Below are 14608 nucleotides of genomic sequence, written 5' to 3'. Positions count from 1 at the left end.
AAGCGGCGCAAAAATTTTTGTGATGCTGGGTCATGGGCGTTGTCGGCGACAACGCCCATGACCCAGAGTAATAAAGTTTTTTTGCTACTTTTTGTTCACAAAAAGTAGCCTTTCTTCAGGTCCTCCGGCGTGTCGAAATCGCGCAGCACCGTGTCGGACTGAACCGGTACCTCGGCCACGAATTCCATGTGTCGGTGCAGGATTTGCCGTGCTCCGGCATCGCCGGTCAGGGCCAGCAGCTCGTCGAAGAAGCGCCGCCCCCACAGGACCGGGTTGCCGCGCTGGCCGTTGACGCTCGGCAGCACGATCTCTCTGCCTTCCTGCGGCGCAAAGGCGGCCACGAGCTGGTTCAGCACGCCGGGCTCGACCAGCGGCATGTCGCCGAGGCAGATCAGCGCCGCGCCGCTCTCGGGTGGGAGGGCTGCTATGCCGGCATGCAGGCTGCTGGCGAGGCCCAGCGCGTAGTCCGGCGCCGCCACGAAGCGCACCGGCTTGCCCGCCAGCGCCGCGCGGATTGCGGCGCCGTCATGCCCGGTAACGACCAGCACGGGACGCGCCGCGGCGGCGAGCACGTGGTCGACCGTGTGCTCGATCATCGTCCGCCCGTCCCTCAAGCGCGTCAGCAGCTTGTTGTGTCCCATCCGGGTCGAGCGTCCGGCCGCCAGCACCAGGGCGGCGACGCTGGCGCCGTTTTTGGCCGCGCGCGGATCCGGACGAGACTCGATCTCCTTCAACAGCCCCCCGACGCCCATGCTCGCGATCTCGCGTGGGCCCAAAATTTCGCCCGCGAAAATCCGGTCCAGTACCCAGTCGATGCCATTCAGCGCCGGGCTGCGGGCGCAGCCGGGCAGGATGATCACCGGGCGGTCGCCGATCCTGCCGAAGCAGATCAGGTTGCCGGGATCGACCGGCATGCCGAAATGCGTGATCTGTCCGCCCGCCGCGACGATGGCGGCGGGGGCGATGTCCTGCCGGTCGGTCACCGCCGAGGCGCCGGAAATGAGGATGAGCTCGGCGTCGGCGGCCAGCAGCGCGGTGATGGCCTCGGTCAGGGGCGCGGGTTCATGCGGGGTTTGCCGCGGGGGGAGCAAAAAACCGCCACGCGCGGTGATGCGGGTGCTCGTCGCCTCGATCGTCTGCGTGAGCGCCGCCTCCTTGAGCTGCGGCAACGTGGTGAGGACCAGCCCCATGTGAAGCGGCCGGAACGGGGCGATGGATAGTGCCCCATGGGCGATCACGTCTTTCGCGGCTGCGATGGTGGCGGCGGTGACGGCGAAAGGGATGATTTTTAGTGTGGCGACGAGGTCGCCTGGCGCCACGACGGCGCGGTCCGGCAGCGTCGCCAGGGTCACGGATTCGTCGATGCGGTTGAATTCGTGGAGCGCTTCGACATCGAGCCGCAGCAGGCCGGACGTGGTCGCGATCAGGTTGACCCGGCCATGAACATCCGCCGAGCGGCGCAGGAAGGGGCCGAGCAGCAGGTCGCTGAGATGGCTGGCGGCCTCGCCCTCCGGCACGTCGCCGGGCTCCAGCCGGGCGACGGTCACCTCTGCGACGCCGGCCTGTCGCAGTAGTGCGATGGCGGCGTCGTCGAGCAGTGCGCCTTTGCGCAGCACGCGGTTGGCAGTTTTGGTGTTGTGCGCGAGAATTCCGCCGCGTGCCTGGTCCAGCGCGACGCGCCCGAAAATCACGTGGTCCGCGGGGCGAGCCCGCCCTGGCGCCGCACCGCGACGAGTTCCGCAATCACCGACAGCGCGATCTCCGGCGCGCTGATCGCGCCGATGTTCAGGCCCACCGGGCCGTGGATGCGGGCCAGCGTCGCCGCGTCATGGCCGAGGGCTGCCAGCCGCTCCAGCCGGGCGGCATGGGTTTTTCGCGAGCCGAGCGAGCCGATATAAAAGGCCTCCGAGCGCAGCGCCGCATCCAGCGCCGGGTCGTCCAGCTTCGGGTCATGGGTGAGGGTGACGATGGCGGTGCGCAGGTCCGGGCGCAGCGCCCGAATCGCCTCATCCGGCCAGTCATTATTGATGTCCGCGCCGGGAAAACGCTCCTGGTTGCCGAAGGCGCGGCGCGGGTCGACCAGCACGACCGCAAAACCGGTCATGACGGCGAGCGGCACCAAGCTCTGGGCGATGTGCACGGCGCCGACCAGGATCAGCCGGGGCGGCGGGTTGCGCGGCTCGATGAACCAGTTCTCGGTGCCGATCGCGACTGTGGCGGATTTGTCCGAGGCCAAAACCTTGGTCCCGGCTTCGTTCAGGGCGGCGGGCGCAGACGCATCGGGGAGCAGAAATTCCGCGGCATCGCTCAGGCGCTTGGCGAAGGCGAGCGGGCGGCGGGCGGCGGCGGCTTCGGCCAGCGCGTCGATGGTGGCGAGTTTCACGAGAGCGGCTCCACGAACACTTCAACTTTGCCCCCGCAGGCGAGGCCGACTTCCCAGGCGCGCTCGTCGGTCACGCCGAACGCGAGCAAAGCGGGCTGGCCGGATTGCAGGGTCGCCAGAGCAGCGTCGGCCACCGCGCCTTCGATGCAGCCGCCGCTGACCGAACCGGCCATCTTGCCGGATCTGGTCACCGCCAGGCGGCTGCCGGCGGGGCGGGGGGAGCTGCCCCAGGTCGTGGTCACCGTGGCGAGCGCGACACTCTCGCCCGCGCGGGCCCAACTGGCGGCCGTTTTCAGAACACTCTCGGAGTCGGTCATAGCCGTTCCTTCCATGCGTTGTACGCCGCGTTGCGCGCCCCGGCCGGGGCCGAGAGGCAGGCAATCAGCTCTTTGAGGCTCTCTAAGTTATGCACCGGACGGAATTCATCAACATACGGCAGGATTGCGCGTATGCCGAGCGCTTTCGGCGAAAACCCGTCCCAGCGCAACAGCGGGTTGAGCCAGATCAGCCGGCGGCAGGAGCGGTGCAGCCGGGCCATCGCCTCGCTTAAGCCGGCGCCGCCGCTGCGGTCCAGCCCGTCGGTCACCAGCAGCACCACCGCGCCCCCACCGAGCACGCGCCGTGCCCAAAGGCGGTTGAAATCCTGCAACACAGCGCCGATGCGCGTGCCGCCGGACCAGTCCGGCACCAAAGCGGACACCATCTGGAAGGCAAGCTCCGGGTCACGGTGCTTGAGTGGGCGCGTGACGTTGGAGAGCCGCGTGCCGAACAGGAAAATGCTCACGCGGTCGCGGTCGTTGGCGACGCTGTGCAGGAAGTGCAGCAGGATCTGCGCGTAGCGGCTCATGGAACCGGAAATGTCGCAGAGCACGACCAGCGGCGGCGGGCGCGTGCGGCGCCGGCGCGTCTCCAGCGCCATGATCTCGCCGCCGGTGCGCAAAGATGCGCGGATGGTGGCGGGGAGATCGACGCGGCTGCCGGGGGCGGGGCGCCAGCGGCGGGTGCGCCGCTCATCCAGCGGCAGCCGGAGCGTTTTGATCGCGGCTTTCGCGGCGGTGATGTCTGCCGCCCCCATCGCCTCGAAATCCATGCGGTCCAGCCGCTCGCGGGCGTTGGCGGTGCCGGCCGCATCTTTCTGGTCCGCCTCCCGCACTTGCACGGCGTCCGATCGTCCTGCCTGTGCCATCGCCTCGGCCAGACGGCGCTCGCCGGGTGCCATTTTTTCCAGAGTGGCCGGGGCGGCGGGCGCAGAATCCTGTGGGGCGCGCCAGAACAGCGCAAAGGCCTGGTCGAAGAGCGGCAGGTCTTCGCGGGTGCGAATCATCACCGCGCGCAGGGCGTCATGCACGCTGTCGCGGTCGGAAATATCGATGAGGGTCAGGGCCTGGACGGCAGCCAGGCTTTCGGAGGCGCCGACGCGTAGGCCGATCCGTCGCAGCAGGCGCGCAAAATGCAGGACATTCTGCGCGAGCATCATGGCGCGATGCGGGCCTCGCTCTTCGCCTGGGCCACCCGCGCGGCGAGTCCCGCGGCCTGCAGGGCGGCAATGTCGTCCTGGTATTTGAGCAGCACGCCGAGCGTGTCTTCCACCATTTGTTCCCCCAGCTCGCGCTGGTCCAAAGCCGCCAGGGCCAGCGCCCAGTCGATGGTTTCGGCGACCCCGGGGGGCTTGAACATGTCCGCGCCGCGGACGCGCTGCACGAAGGCGACCACCTCGGCGGAGAGTTGTGCGTCCACGCCGGGGGCCTTGTTGCGGAGAATCGCCGCCTCCCGCGCCGCGTCGGGGTAGTCCACCCAGTGATACAGGCAGCGGCGGCGGATCGCGTCGTGCACCTCGCGGGTGCGGTTGGAGGTCAGCACCACCACCGGTCTCTCCTGCGCCCGCACCACGCCGAATTGCGGGATGCTGAGCTGGAAGTCGCCCAGCAGCTCGAGCAGGAACGCCTCGAACGGCTCATCGGCGCGGTCCAGCTCGTCGATCAACAGCACCGCCGGCGGCAGGTCCGGATCGATGGCGGAGAGCAGCGGGCGGCGGAGCAGGAATTCGCTGCTGTAGATGCTGGCGGCCAGATGTTCCCCGGCACCGGCGGCCTCGCCCAGGCGGATCGCCATCAGTTGGCTGGCATGATCCCATTCATAGGCGGAAGCGGCGAGGTCCAGCCCGTCATAGCATTGCAGCCGCACCAGACGCCGGCCGAGCCCGGCGGCCAGAACCTTGGCGATCTCGGTCTTGCCGGTGCCGGGCTCGCCCTCGAGAAAAAGCGGACGCTGCATGGCGAGCGCCAGATGCACCGTGGTGGCGAGCTGCCGGTCGGCAATATAGCCCTGCGCGGCCAGCAGCGAGGCGGTCTCGGCGATGGTGGTGGGGGTCATGAAAGCCCAGGCAAGCGAAGGGGAAGGCTACTTTTTGTGAACAAAAAGTAGCAAAAAAACTTTGTTATGCTGGGCCATGGGCTTTGTCGCCGACGATACCCATGGCCCAGCATAACAAAAGTTTTTGCGCCGCTTTTTTTAAAAAGCGGCCACTTTCCTTGACCTGAAATAGCCGGTCCAGGGCGCATGTTAATGCAGGAACTTCGCCAAAGTGAGCCCGATGGCGACGATGGCGACGGCGGCGGCGATGATCACGCCCAGCGGCAGGCCGAAATAATGCGGGTTGCTGGCGTCGTGGTCGTGGTCCTCATGCACCAGATGGTAGGCCGGCGCCGCGGGTGCGGCTGCGACGGGGGGTGGGGCGACGAGGGCGGAGAATTTGGTGAAGAAGGTTTCCGCGTATTGCTTGGCGGTGGAGTCGATCAGCCGGGCGCCGAGCTGGGCCATCTTGCCGCCGACTTGCGCCTTCACCGCATAGGTGAGCCTGGTTGCGCCCGCCGCGTCCAGCAGCGCGACCGTGGCGCCGCCTTTCGCAAATCCGGCGACACCACCTTGGCCCTCGCCGGAAATAGTGTATCCGTTCGGCGGATCGAGATCGGAGAGAAGTACCTTGCCCGCGAAACGCGCCGCGATTGGCCCGAGTTTAACGGCCGCCGTGGCTTTCATCTCTGTCTCGGACAGTTTTTCGATCGTCTCGCAACCGGGGATGCAGGCCTTCAGAATTTCCGGATCGTTCAGCGCTTCCCAGACTTTTGCGCGCGGGGCATCGATCAGTCGTTCACCTGACATGTCCATGAAGAACGGGCTCCCTTATGCTGGGCCGTAACGTATCGGCGTTGTGCTGATGGGGCAACTCACGCAGATCATTCCCTTCGCCGGCGTTCTCGTCAGCTTTGCCATCCTGCCCGGCCTGCTGCCGCGTTTCTGGCATCGCCGCATGGCCTCGATTATCGGCTTATGGGTGGTGCTGGGGTTTCTGCTGCAAACCTTCGAACGCGGGGGGCGGGCGGCGGCGCTGGCGCTGTGGCAGGTGACGTTGGCGGAGTTCCTGCCCTTCATCGTTCTGCTCCTGGCGCTCTATGCGCTGGGTGGCGGCATTTCGATCCGCGGCGGCGCGCTGGGGCGGCCGGTGGGGAATCTGCTGCTCCTGATCGCCGGCACGGTCCTGGCTTCGGTGATGGGGACGATCGGCGCCGCGCTGCTGCTGATCCATCCGCTGCTGGCCGCCAATGGCTACCGCTACGAGAAGCGGCATCTGGTCTTCGCCTTCATCATCCTGGTGGGAAATTGCGGGGGCGCGCTCAGCCCGCTCGGCGATCCGCCGCTGCTGGTGGGGTACTTGCGCGGGGTGCCGTTCTTCTGGCCGTTCACCCATCTGCTGTTGCCGCTGCTGCTGCTGGCGGTGCCGGTGCTGGCGCTCACCTTCGGGCTCGATGCCTGGCTGGCGCGCCGGGAGCCGCGCCGGCGCCCGGAGAGGCTGCGCGTCCGCGGCTTGCTCAATATCCTTCTCCTGCTGCTGCTGATCGCGGTGATTCCGCTGGAGGGGATCTGGCATCCCGGCAACGTGACCGTGCTGTGGGCGACCATCCCGGGTGAGCATCTGGCGGTGATGCTGGTCGAGGCCGGCTGCATCCTGGTTTCCGAACTCTTTACGCCGAATTCGATCCGCAGCCAGAACCGCTTCGCCTGGCAGGCGATGCGTGAGATCATCATCCTGTTCTTCGCCATTTTCGCGACGATCGGCCCGGCTTTCACCCTGCTGCAGGCGGCGCAGATCCCGCCGCTGCCGCTCGCGTGGTTCTGGGCTTCAGGTATCGCCTCGGCGGTGCTGGACGCCGCCCCCACCTATCTCATCTTCTTCCAGGCGGCGGGCGGCCATGCGGCGGCGCTCACCCAGGGGCCGGCGCGGCTGCTCACGGCGATCGCCGCCGGATCGGTGTTCTTCGGGCCGGTCACCTATCTCGGCAACGCGCCGAACCTGATGATCCGCGAAATCGCCGCCCGGCGCGGCGTGCGGATGCCGGGCTTCTTCGCCTTCGCCGGGATTATGATTCTCGTCCTGGTGCCGATCTATGGGCTGATGAGTTTGGTGTTTTTTTAAGGAAGCGAAGGGGAAGGCTTCTTTTTGTGAACAAAAAGAAGCAAAAAACTTTGTTAATCTGGGCCATGGGCGTTGTCGCCGACAACGCCCATGGCCCAGAGTCGAAGAAGTTTTTGCGCCGCTTTTTTCAAAAAGCGGCTGCTTTCTTTTATCTCAAGCCGCCAGAGCGCTTTCCAGGATCGTCAGGCCATCCGCCAGCACGGCATCGGACACGGTCAGCGGCACCAGCAGGCGGATGGTGTTGGCGAACATGCCGCAAGAGAGCAGGACCAGTCCCTGCTCGCGGGCTGCTGTCAGCACTTTTTTTGTGGTCTCGGGGTCCGGCTCGTCGCTGCCGCGGGTTTTCACGATGTCGAAGCCGACCATCGCGCCGGGGCCGCGGATGCCGGCGATCGGCACGGTATCGTTGCGGCGGGCGATGGCTTCCAGCCGGGTTTTCATGGCAGCGCCGATGACGTTGGCGCGGTCGATGAGTTTCTCCTCCGCGATTACGTCCAGCACCGCCAGGGCGGCGGCGCAGGCGATCGGCGAGCCGGAAAAGGTGCCGCCGAGCCCGCCCGGCTCTGCCGCATCGATCACCGCGGCGCGGCCGACCACGGCGGAGAGCGGGAAGCCGCCGGCCAGCGATTTGGAGATGGTGATCATGTCGGGCTTCACGCCGGAATGCTCGACGCCGAACATCTTGCCGGTGCGGCCGAAGCCGGTCTGCACCTCGTCGACGACCAGCAGGATGACGTGCAGGTCACAGAGCGCGCGCAGGCCCTGGAGCAGTTCCGTGGGGGCTTGAATGAAGCCGCCTTCGCCTTGCACCGGTTCCAGCACGATGGCGGCGACGCGCGAGGGCTCGATGTCGGCGCGGAACAGCATCTCGATGGCCCGGAAGCTGTCTTCGACGGTGACGCCGAACGGCGCGTGCGGGAACGGCACGTGAAAGATCTCGGCCGGCAGCGGCCCGAATTTCCGTTTATAGGGCAGCACCTTGCCGGTCATCGCCATGGTCAGCATGGTGCGGCCGTGATAGCCGCCGGAGAAGGTGATGACGCCGGAGCGCCCGGTGGCGGCGCGGGCGATTTTGACGGCGTTTTCCACCGCCTCGGCGCCGGTGGTGAAGAAGACGGTTTTCGCCGGGCCCTCGACCGGGGCGATCGCATTCAGCCGCTCGGCCAGAGCGACGTAGCTCTCATAGGGCGTAACCTGGAAGCTGGTATGCGTAAAATGGGTAAGCTGTTCCGCGACGGCGGCCATGACTTTCGGGTGGCGGTGGCCGGTATTCAGCACCGCGACGCCCCCGGCGAAATCGACATAGCGCTTGCCGTCGGCGTCCCAGAGTTCGGCGTTTTCGGCGTGGGCGATGAAGATCGGATGGGCATTGTTGACGCCGCGGGCCACTGCCGCCTCGCGCCGTGCCATCAATTCACTATTCCGGCTCATTCTGTACGCGACTCCTGCGATGGGCATCCCGGCTATCTCAGATAGAGGAAAGCGGCCGCTTTTTGAAAAAAGCGGCGCAAAAACCTCCTCTATGCTGGGCTATGGGCGTTGTCGGGGATAACGCCCATAGCCCGGCATAAAAAAGTTTTTTTGCTTCTTTTTGTTCACAAAAAGAAGTCTTTCCTGCGCTTGCCTGGGTATCACTCTAGGGCGGGGTGCGCAGCGAGGCGCGCTTGAAAAAGCCCTGCTCGCCGGGCGGTTCGGCGTGGGTGTCGGTGATGCTCTCCACCGCTGCCATTGGTGGGCCGCGGCGGCAGGCGCGCAGGCATTCCTCTACCGCCTCGGTATCGCCGGCGAGCAGCGCCTCCACGGTGTCGTGCCCGACATTGCGGACCCAGCCGTCCAGGCCGAGCTGCTGGGCTTCCGTTAGCAGCCAGTCGCGATAGCCGACACCCTGGACCCGCCCGGTGATGAGGATATGGGTTGCTTTCATGCTCCGCACAGGACCATGAAACGGGCGCTCTCCGCAACGTCTTCCGCGCGTTTATGGCGGCGGGTTTCGGCCTCCGTGTCGGTGCCCCAGCGTTGCTCCTGGGTGAGCTCTTCGAGGGCGGCCAGGCGGCAGGCTTCGGCCGGGGCCAGAGACCCCGCTTCGATGGCGAGGCCGAGGATCAGGCTGCCCAGAGCCGGGACGATCACGCCGAGCCCGGCCAAGGCGTATTCGCTCATGCCTTCCAGAGCTCCCGTGAAAGCGTCTTGCACGGCCGGGTTTTGTTCGACCGGCATGATGCCGGCGGCGACGGCGAGCGTGATGCCAAAACGCTGCTCGGCCCACCCGGTCCAGGGGGTCCAGGCGGCGTCTTCCGTGGCGCGCAGGGCGCCGTCGCCGGCGCGGTAGCAGAGCAGGTCGTTCAGCCCATAGGCGGCGAGCTGGCCGATGATGGCGGCGCGGTGTGGGCGCACGCGGTCCTGGGCCGTGGTGGCGAGGCGGGTGAGCGGCAGGTCATCCGGCGTGAAACTCTCCGGCGCTGCGGCCCATTCGGCGGCGATGGCTTCGGCGAGGGGCTCGAAGGGGACCGACAGGGCGCCGCCGCCGGGCAGTTTGAGCGGGCGCGCGTCGAGCAGCACGGCGAACGCGCCGTCCTGCGCGGTGACGCGGGTGGTGGACCAGAAGCGTTTCATTTGCCGAAAATTGACTTCAGGAGGTTGGTCGGGCCGGCGGGTAGCGCCGCCGGGCTGGTCGGGGCGCTGGTCATCGCGCCGGGGGCCGGGCCGGGCTGGCCCATGCGCGCCAGGCTCAGCGCCGCCGGGCAGATGTCGGCGGCAGATTGCGCGCCGCCGAGGCCGAGATCGCCGGCGAGTTCGCCGAGCAGGGATTGTGGCCCGGACCGACCCGGCGCGAGCGAGGTGGTGGGGGCCGCAATCGTGCCGCCGACATGCACCGGCACGGCGAGGTTGGTGCCGCTGATGCGGACCTGCGGGCGCAAAGTGAGGTTGAGCGCGTCATTGCTGAAATTCACCGTACCGCTGCCTTGCATCCGCAGCCGGCTGGAATCCAGGGCCAGCGCGCGGAAGGTGCCGATGCCGTTGGTGGCGTCCAGCCGGGCGGCCATGCAGCGCACCGCCACCGGGCCCTGCGAACCGACCATGCTGGTGGGCAGGTTGACCGTGTTCAGCACGGAACCGAACATCTGGTTGAGCACCGTGCCGTCGACCATGCCGTTGACCATGGCGAGGCCGAACTGGCCGTTCAGGCTGGCGGTGATCGGCTTCAGGGAATCGCCGCTTGCGCTGGCGTTGAGCTGCACCTGGACCGTGCCCTGCGCGTCGTTAGGTAGGTTGAAGGTTTTCAGCAACGGCGCCACGGCCATGGCCGGCGCGTTGAGTTTCAGGCTTTCGGTGGCGGGATCGTGGGAGGCGTCGATCACGGCGCTGGCGGTCACGCTGCCGCCGGGCAACTGGCCGGTGACCGGGGCGAGGGTCAGCACGCCGTTGTTCAGCACTGCATGGGCCTGCAGTGCCGAATAGGTTGTGTGGTTCCAGACCAGCGTGTTGGCCGAGAGCTGGAGGTCGGCATTGCCTTCGTGCAGCCACAAGACCGGGATCTTTGCTCCGGACACCGCCGGGGACTGTGCGCCGGCATTGGGTTGAGGGGCGGCGGGGGATGGAACAGGGGCGGCGGTCGCTCCTGTGTGCGGCATGGCCGCCAGCAGCGCGTCGAGATTCACCTGCGAGGCGGTCAGCGCCGCCTTCAGATTTGCCGGTTTGGCGAGAAACAGGCTGGCATCGCCGCCGAACGCGGCATTGTCGATGGTCACCGCCAGCCCTTGCAGGCCGATGGCGTTGCGTAAGCCCTGGCCGCCGGGATCGACCAGCGTCGTCTGGGCGGAGATGTTCTTCCAGGCGGGCAGCGGGCTGCCGGTGAGCGGGCTCAGCGCCGCGAGGTCGGGGATGGTCGCGTTCAGCGCCAGAGCGGCGCCGGCGAGGGTTTCCGGCGTGGCGATGGCGCCGTTGACCGTGAGGGAGGCATTGCCGAAGGCCGCCTTGGCGGTGACCGGGTAATTCGTCTGCGGCGGCATGCTGGCGGGCAGCCAGGCGGTGGGCAGCAGCGCCTGGGGCGGGCCGAAACGGCCGGTCAGCGTCAGCGCGGTGCCATCCAGCGTGGCGGCGGCGTTCAGCGACAAAGGCTGGTCGAGCGAGGCCATCTCGATGTCCAGACTGTTCAGCATCAACCCCGGGCGGAGGACCGAAAGATCGGCGACGCCGGCTTTGAGGACCAGATGGTCGATCGCGGGGACAAGGGAGTTCTGGTCGACGATGCGGGCCGAGGCGGTCAGATTTTGCACCGGCGGCAGCGCCAGACCGCCGATCCAGGCGGGCGGCAGGCTGCCGGTGAGGTTGTTCAGCGCCGGGATGTCGGCGCTGACCGTGGCGTCATAGCCTTTGAGGTTGAGCGGATGTGCGATGGTGCCGCTGACATGTGCGGTGGCATCGGAGAGGGTGAAAGTGAGATCGACCGGCCAGGGGCCGGTGCCGGTGCCGAACAGTCGAGCGACCGGGCCGACCGTGCCGGCGAGGGTGAAGGGGGTGGCGTCGATTTCCGCGCTGGCCTTGAGGCGCAGCGGGGCGTCGAGCGCGGTGGCCGTGCCGGTGAAGCTGGGCAGGGAGATGATAACCGGCGCGCCGACCTTGTTTTTGATGGTCAGCTGGCCGTTGCTGATGTCTACCTCCTGCAGCGCGACCGTGTATTTTTGCGCCTGCGCCGCCGGTGCGGCGCCCGGGGCGGGCGTTACGCTTGAGGTGGGGGTGGTGGCTGGGGTGGCTGGACCAAGAATCCAGTCAGGCGTGCCGGCTGCGTTGCGCTCCAGGACGATGTTGGGTCCGACCAGATGCAGGTGCAGAATGTCGAGGCGATGCGAGAGCAGCAGCGGCAGCAGCGCCAGCTGTGCGTCCACGCGGTCCAGCGTGACGAGATTGGCGTCGGGGAAGCCCGGCGGGTTGGCGAGGCTGAGGCTGCGCGCCTCGATGAGCGGCGAAAGCGACAGGCGCAGCCTGATCGGCCCGCCGATGGTGAGCTGCCGCCCGGTCGCCCGCGCCACCGCGGCGATGATCTGCGGCGCGTAACGGTTGGGGTTGAAGCTGGCGATCAGCACCGCGGCGCCAAGCACCGGCAGCGCCAGGATGATGACCACCGCCAGGAGGATCAACCGATGCCGGCGGCGGCGCGCCGCCGCTTGGTCTGTGTTTTTGCTCATGACCCGGCAGATATAGTGATTCGCCCCGATAAACGAGGCCCGCGCTTGTGAAAGACGCAGAGTCGCGCTAGAGGGCGCGGCTTGAGCTGGCGCGAAGCGGGCGTGGTGAAACTGGTAGACACGCCAGATTTAGGTTCTGGTGGCGAAAGTCATGGGGGTTCAAGTCCCTCCGCCCGCACCAGGTTGATGTTGTTGTGGTTGATAATTGAGGAATTTATCGTCGATGCAGGTTACCGAAACGCTCTCCGACGGCTTGAAGCGCGGCTTCACGGTCGTGGTTCCCGAACCCGAGCTTGCAGCCAAGCGTGAGCAGCGTTTGGCCGAACTTGGCCGCACCATGCAGATGCCTGGCTTCCGCCCCGGCAAGGTGCCGATGTCGATGGTGCGCAAGCGCTACGGCGACGCGGTGGCCGCGGAGATCGTGGAGGGCGCGGTGAACGAGGCGACCGACCGCCTGCTGCAGGAGCGCAACCTGCGTCCGGCGATGCAGCCGAAGCTGGAAGTGACCAAGCCCGGGCAGAATTCGGACCTCGAATTCACCATGGAGCTGGAGCTGCTGCCGGAGATCACCCTGCCGGAGCTCGCCGACATCAGCCTGACCAAGCCGGTGGCCACGATTTCCGACGAGGCGGTCAACGACTCGATCAAGCGCCTGGCCGAGCAGCGCCAGAGCTTCAAGCCGGTGGAAGAGGCCCGTCCGGCCGCTTCCGGCGAGCAGCTGACCGTTGATTTCATCGGCCGCGTCGATGGCGTGCCGTTCCAGGGCGGCACCGCGTCGGACGTCAACGTGATCGTTGCCGGCCAGGGGTTCATCCCCGGTTTCTCCGAGCAGATGGTGGGCATGGCCCCGGGCGAGACCCACACCATCAACGTGACCTTCCCCGAAGAGTACGGCGCCAAGGAATTGGCCGGCAAGGCGGCGGAATTCGAGGTCACCGTGAAGGCTTTGGCCGTGGCCGAAGTGCCGGCGGTGGATGACGAATTCGCCAAGGCGATGGGCCTGGAATCCGAAGCCGACCTGCGCGCCAAGGTGTCCGAGCAGATCAGCCGCGAATATGAGGGTATGACCCGCATGAAGCTGAAGCGCGGCCTGCTGGACGTGCTCGCCGAGCGGGCGGCGTTCCCGGCGCCGGTCTCGCTGGTCGATGCCGAGTTCGCGGAAATCTGGCGCCAGGTTGAGGCCGAGAAAGAAGCCGGCCGGGCCGATCCCGAGGATGCGGCGAAGGACGAGGAGACGCTGAAGGCGGAATACCGCGCCATCGCCGACCGCCGCGTGCGTCTGGGGCTGCTGGTGGCCGAGCTCGGCCGCGTCAACAACGTCACCGTCGGTGACCAGGACCTGCAGCGCGCGATGTTCGCCGAGGCGATGCGCTACCGCGAGCAGGCGATGCAGGTGGTGGAGTTCTTCCGCAAGAACCCGCGCGAGATGGAACGCTTCCGTGGCCCGATCTTCGAGGACAAGGTGGTGGACTACGTGCTCAGCCAGGTGACGCTGAACGAGACCAGCGTGACCCCGGAAGAGCTGGCCGCTGATCCGGAAGTTTAAGGAAATAAAGGAAAGAAGACTACTTTTTGTGAACAAAAAGTAGCAAAAAAACTTTATGAATCTGGGCCATGGGCTTTGTCGCCGACAACGCCCATGGCCCAGCATAAATAAAAGTTTTTGCGCCGCTTTTTTCAAAAAACGGCTGCTTTCTTTCCTGCACTAGACGAACGCGCCCGATCCACTAATTTGGGTCCATGACGTCTTGTTCCGTTCGCCGTGCGGCCTGCAATCAGGCGTGCGGCGATGCCGGGGCAGGCGGTTATATTTTACAAGGATTACAAAAATGTTCGATCGGGATCCTGTCGAGGTTTTCAACAACAACCTCGTGCCGATGGTGGTGGAGCAGACCGCGCGCGGCGAGCGCTCCTACGACATCTATTCCCGCCTCCTCAAGGAGCGGATCATTTTCCTCACCGGTCAGGTTTATGACCAGGTCAGCTCGCTGATCTGCGCGCAGCTGCTGTTTCTGGAAAGCGAGAACCCGAACAAGGAGATCTCCTTCTACATCAACAGCCCCGGCGGCGTGGTCTCCTCCGGCCTCGCGATCTATGACACGATGCAGTACATCCGCTCGCCGGTCAGCACCGTGTGCATCGGCCAGGCGGCGTCGATGGGCAGCCTGCTGCTCTGCGCCGGGCAGAAGGGCAAGCGCTTCGCGCTGCCGAACGCCCGCGTGATGGTGCACCAGCCCTCCGGCGGCGCTCAGGGCCAGGCCACGGACATCGAGATCCAGGCGCGCGAGATCCTGAACCTGCGCCGGCGCCTGAACCAGATCTATGTCGATCACACCGGCCAGCCGCTGGAGGCGATCGAGGCCAAGCTGGAGCGCGACTCCTACCTGTCCGCCGAGGAAGCCAAGGAGTTCGGCATCGTTGACGATGTCGTGAAGAGCCAGCCGATCGTGCCCGAATCGGGCACTGACGAGAAGGCCACGGCGAAATAAGGCCGAGCGCGGCCGCCTCCTGAAAACGCCGGCCATGTTCTCTCGACATGGCCGGTTTTTGACAGTTTTTTGACCC

General features: G+C 66.5%; 13 protein-coding genes and 1 tRNA gene. 4 read left to right on the top strand and 10 right to left on the bottom strand.

Going from position 1 to position 14608, the window contains the following annotated elements:
* Positions 1–95: 95 nt before the first annotated feature.
* The 6 genes from VGG47_RS07775 to VGG47_RS07750 all read right to left on the bottom strand — a co-directional run bounded on the left by VGG47_RS07775 (position 96) and on the right by VGG47_RS07750 (position 5551).
* Positions 96–1691, bottom strand: a complete 1596-nt coding sequence (locus tag VGG47_RS07775) for a molybdopterin-binding/glycosyltransferase family 2 protein (RefSeq protein ID WP_331537150.1) — start codon at positions 1689–1691, stop codon at positions 96–98.
* Entirely contained in the window at positions 1688–2383 is a 696-nt protein-coding gene (locus VGG47_RS07770; RefSeq protein WP_331537148.1) for an XdhC family protein, read from the bottom strand. Before VGG47_RS07770 ends, VGG47_RS07775 begins: the two co-directional genes overlap by 4 nt.
* A complete protein-coding gene (locus tag VGG47_RS07765; protein WP_331537146.1) occupies positions 2380–2700 on the bottom strand; it encodes an XdhC family protein in 321 nt (106 codons plus the stop codon). Before VGG47_RS07765 ends, VGG47_RS07770 begins: the two co-directional genes overlap by 4 nt.
* Positions 2697–3860: a vWA domain-containing protein gene (locus VGG47_RS07760; protein WP_331537144.1), complete on the bottom strand. Its 1164-nt coding sequence runs from the start codon at positions 3858–3860 to the stop codon at positions 2697–2699. The genes VGG47_RS07765 and VGG47_RS07760 overlap by 4 nt, the downstream gene beginning before the upstream one ends.
* Positions 3857–4756 (bottom strand): AAA family ATPase, encoded by a 900-nt coding sequence (locus VGG47_RS07755; protein ID WP_331537142.1) that lies wholly within the window; start codon positions 4754–4756, stop codon positions 3857–3859. Before VGG47_RS07755 ends, VGG47_RS07760 begins: the two co-directional genes overlap by 4 nt.
* 189 nt (positions 4757–4945) lie before the next feature.
* Positions 4946–5551 (bottom strand): SRPBCC family protein, encoded by a 606-nt coding sequence (locus VGG47_RS07750; RefSeq protein WP_331537141.1) that lies wholly within the window; start codon positions 5549–5551, stop codon positions 4946–4948.
* Positions 5552–5600: 49 nt separating this feature from the next.
* Here VGG47_RS07750 and VGG47_RS07745 point away from each other — a divergent pair, with 49 nt between their 5' ends.
* On the top strand, positions 5601–6857 hold the full coding sequence (locus VGG47_RS07745; protein ID WP_331537140.1) for a sodium:proton antiporter: 1257 nt from the start codon (positions 5601–5603) through the stop codon (positions 6855–6857).
* A 153-nt stretch (positions 6858–7010) separates the two neighbouring features.
* Here the strand turns inward: VGG47_RS07745 and gabT are convergent, their stop codons facing one another.
* From gabT to VGG47_RS07725, 4 genes are all read right to left on the bottom strand, one after another.
* Positions 7011–8288 (bottom strand): 4-aminobutyrate--2-oxoglutarate transaminase, encoded by a 1278-nt coding sequence (gene gabT, locus VGG47_RS07740; RefSeq protein WP_331537138.1) that lies wholly within the window; start codon positions 8286–8288, stop codon positions 7011–7013.
* 205 nt (positions 8289–8493) lie between these two features.
* Positions 8494–8781 carry an acylphosphatase gene (locus VGG47_RS07735; RefSeq protein ID WP_331537137.1) on the bottom strand — a complete coding sequence of 96 codons (288 nt, stop codon included), beginning with the start codon at positions 8779–8781 and terminating at the stop codon, positions 8494–8496.
* A complete protein-coding gene (locus tag VGG47_RS07730; protein WP_331537136.1) occupies positions 8778–9470 on the bottom strand; it encodes an ATP12 family protein in 693 nt (230 codons plus the stop codon). The genes VGG47_RS07735 and VGG47_RS07730 overlap by 4 nt, the downstream gene beginning before the upstream one ends.
* A complete protein-coding gene (locus VGG47_RS07725) occupies positions 9467–12043 on the bottom strand; it encodes an AsmA family protein (RefSeq protein ID WP_331537135.1) in 2577 nt (858 codons plus the stop codon). Before VGG47_RS07725 ends, VGG47_RS07730 begins: the two co-directional genes overlap by 4 nt.
* A gap of 96 nt (positions 12044–12139) precedes the next feature.
* On the opposite strand from VGG47_RS07725, the gene VGG47_RS07720 reads away from it, so the two are divergent.
* The 3 genes from VGG47_RS07720 (at position 12140) to clpP (ending at position 14532) form a co-directional block, all read left to right on the top strand.
* Positions 12140–12224: transfer RNA gene (locus VGG47_RS07720), tRNA-Leu, on the top strand.
* 42 nt (positions 12225–12266) lie between these two features.
* Positions 12267–13589: a trigger factor gene (gene tig, locus VGG47_RS07715; RefSeq protein ID WP_331537134.1), complete on the top strand. Its 1323-nt coding sequence runs from the start codon at positions 12267–12269 to the stop codon at positions 13587–13589.
* A gap of 283 nt (positions 13590–13872) precedes the next feature.
* Positions 13873–14532 (top strand): ATP-dependent Clp endopeptidase proteolytic subunit ClpP, encoded by a 660-nt coding sequence (gene clpP / locus VGG47_RS07710; RefSeq protein WP_331537133.1) that lies wholly within the window; start codon positions 13873–13875, stop codon positions 14530–14532.
* Positions 14533–14608: the final 76 nt, after the last annotated feature.

The organism is Acidocella sp. (assembly GCF_036489515.1).
Lineage (GTDB): Bacteria > Pseudomonadota > Alphaproteobacteria > Acetobacterales > Acetobacteraceae > Acidocella.
This window is presented reverse-complemented; position numbering and strand designations above follow the sequence as displayed.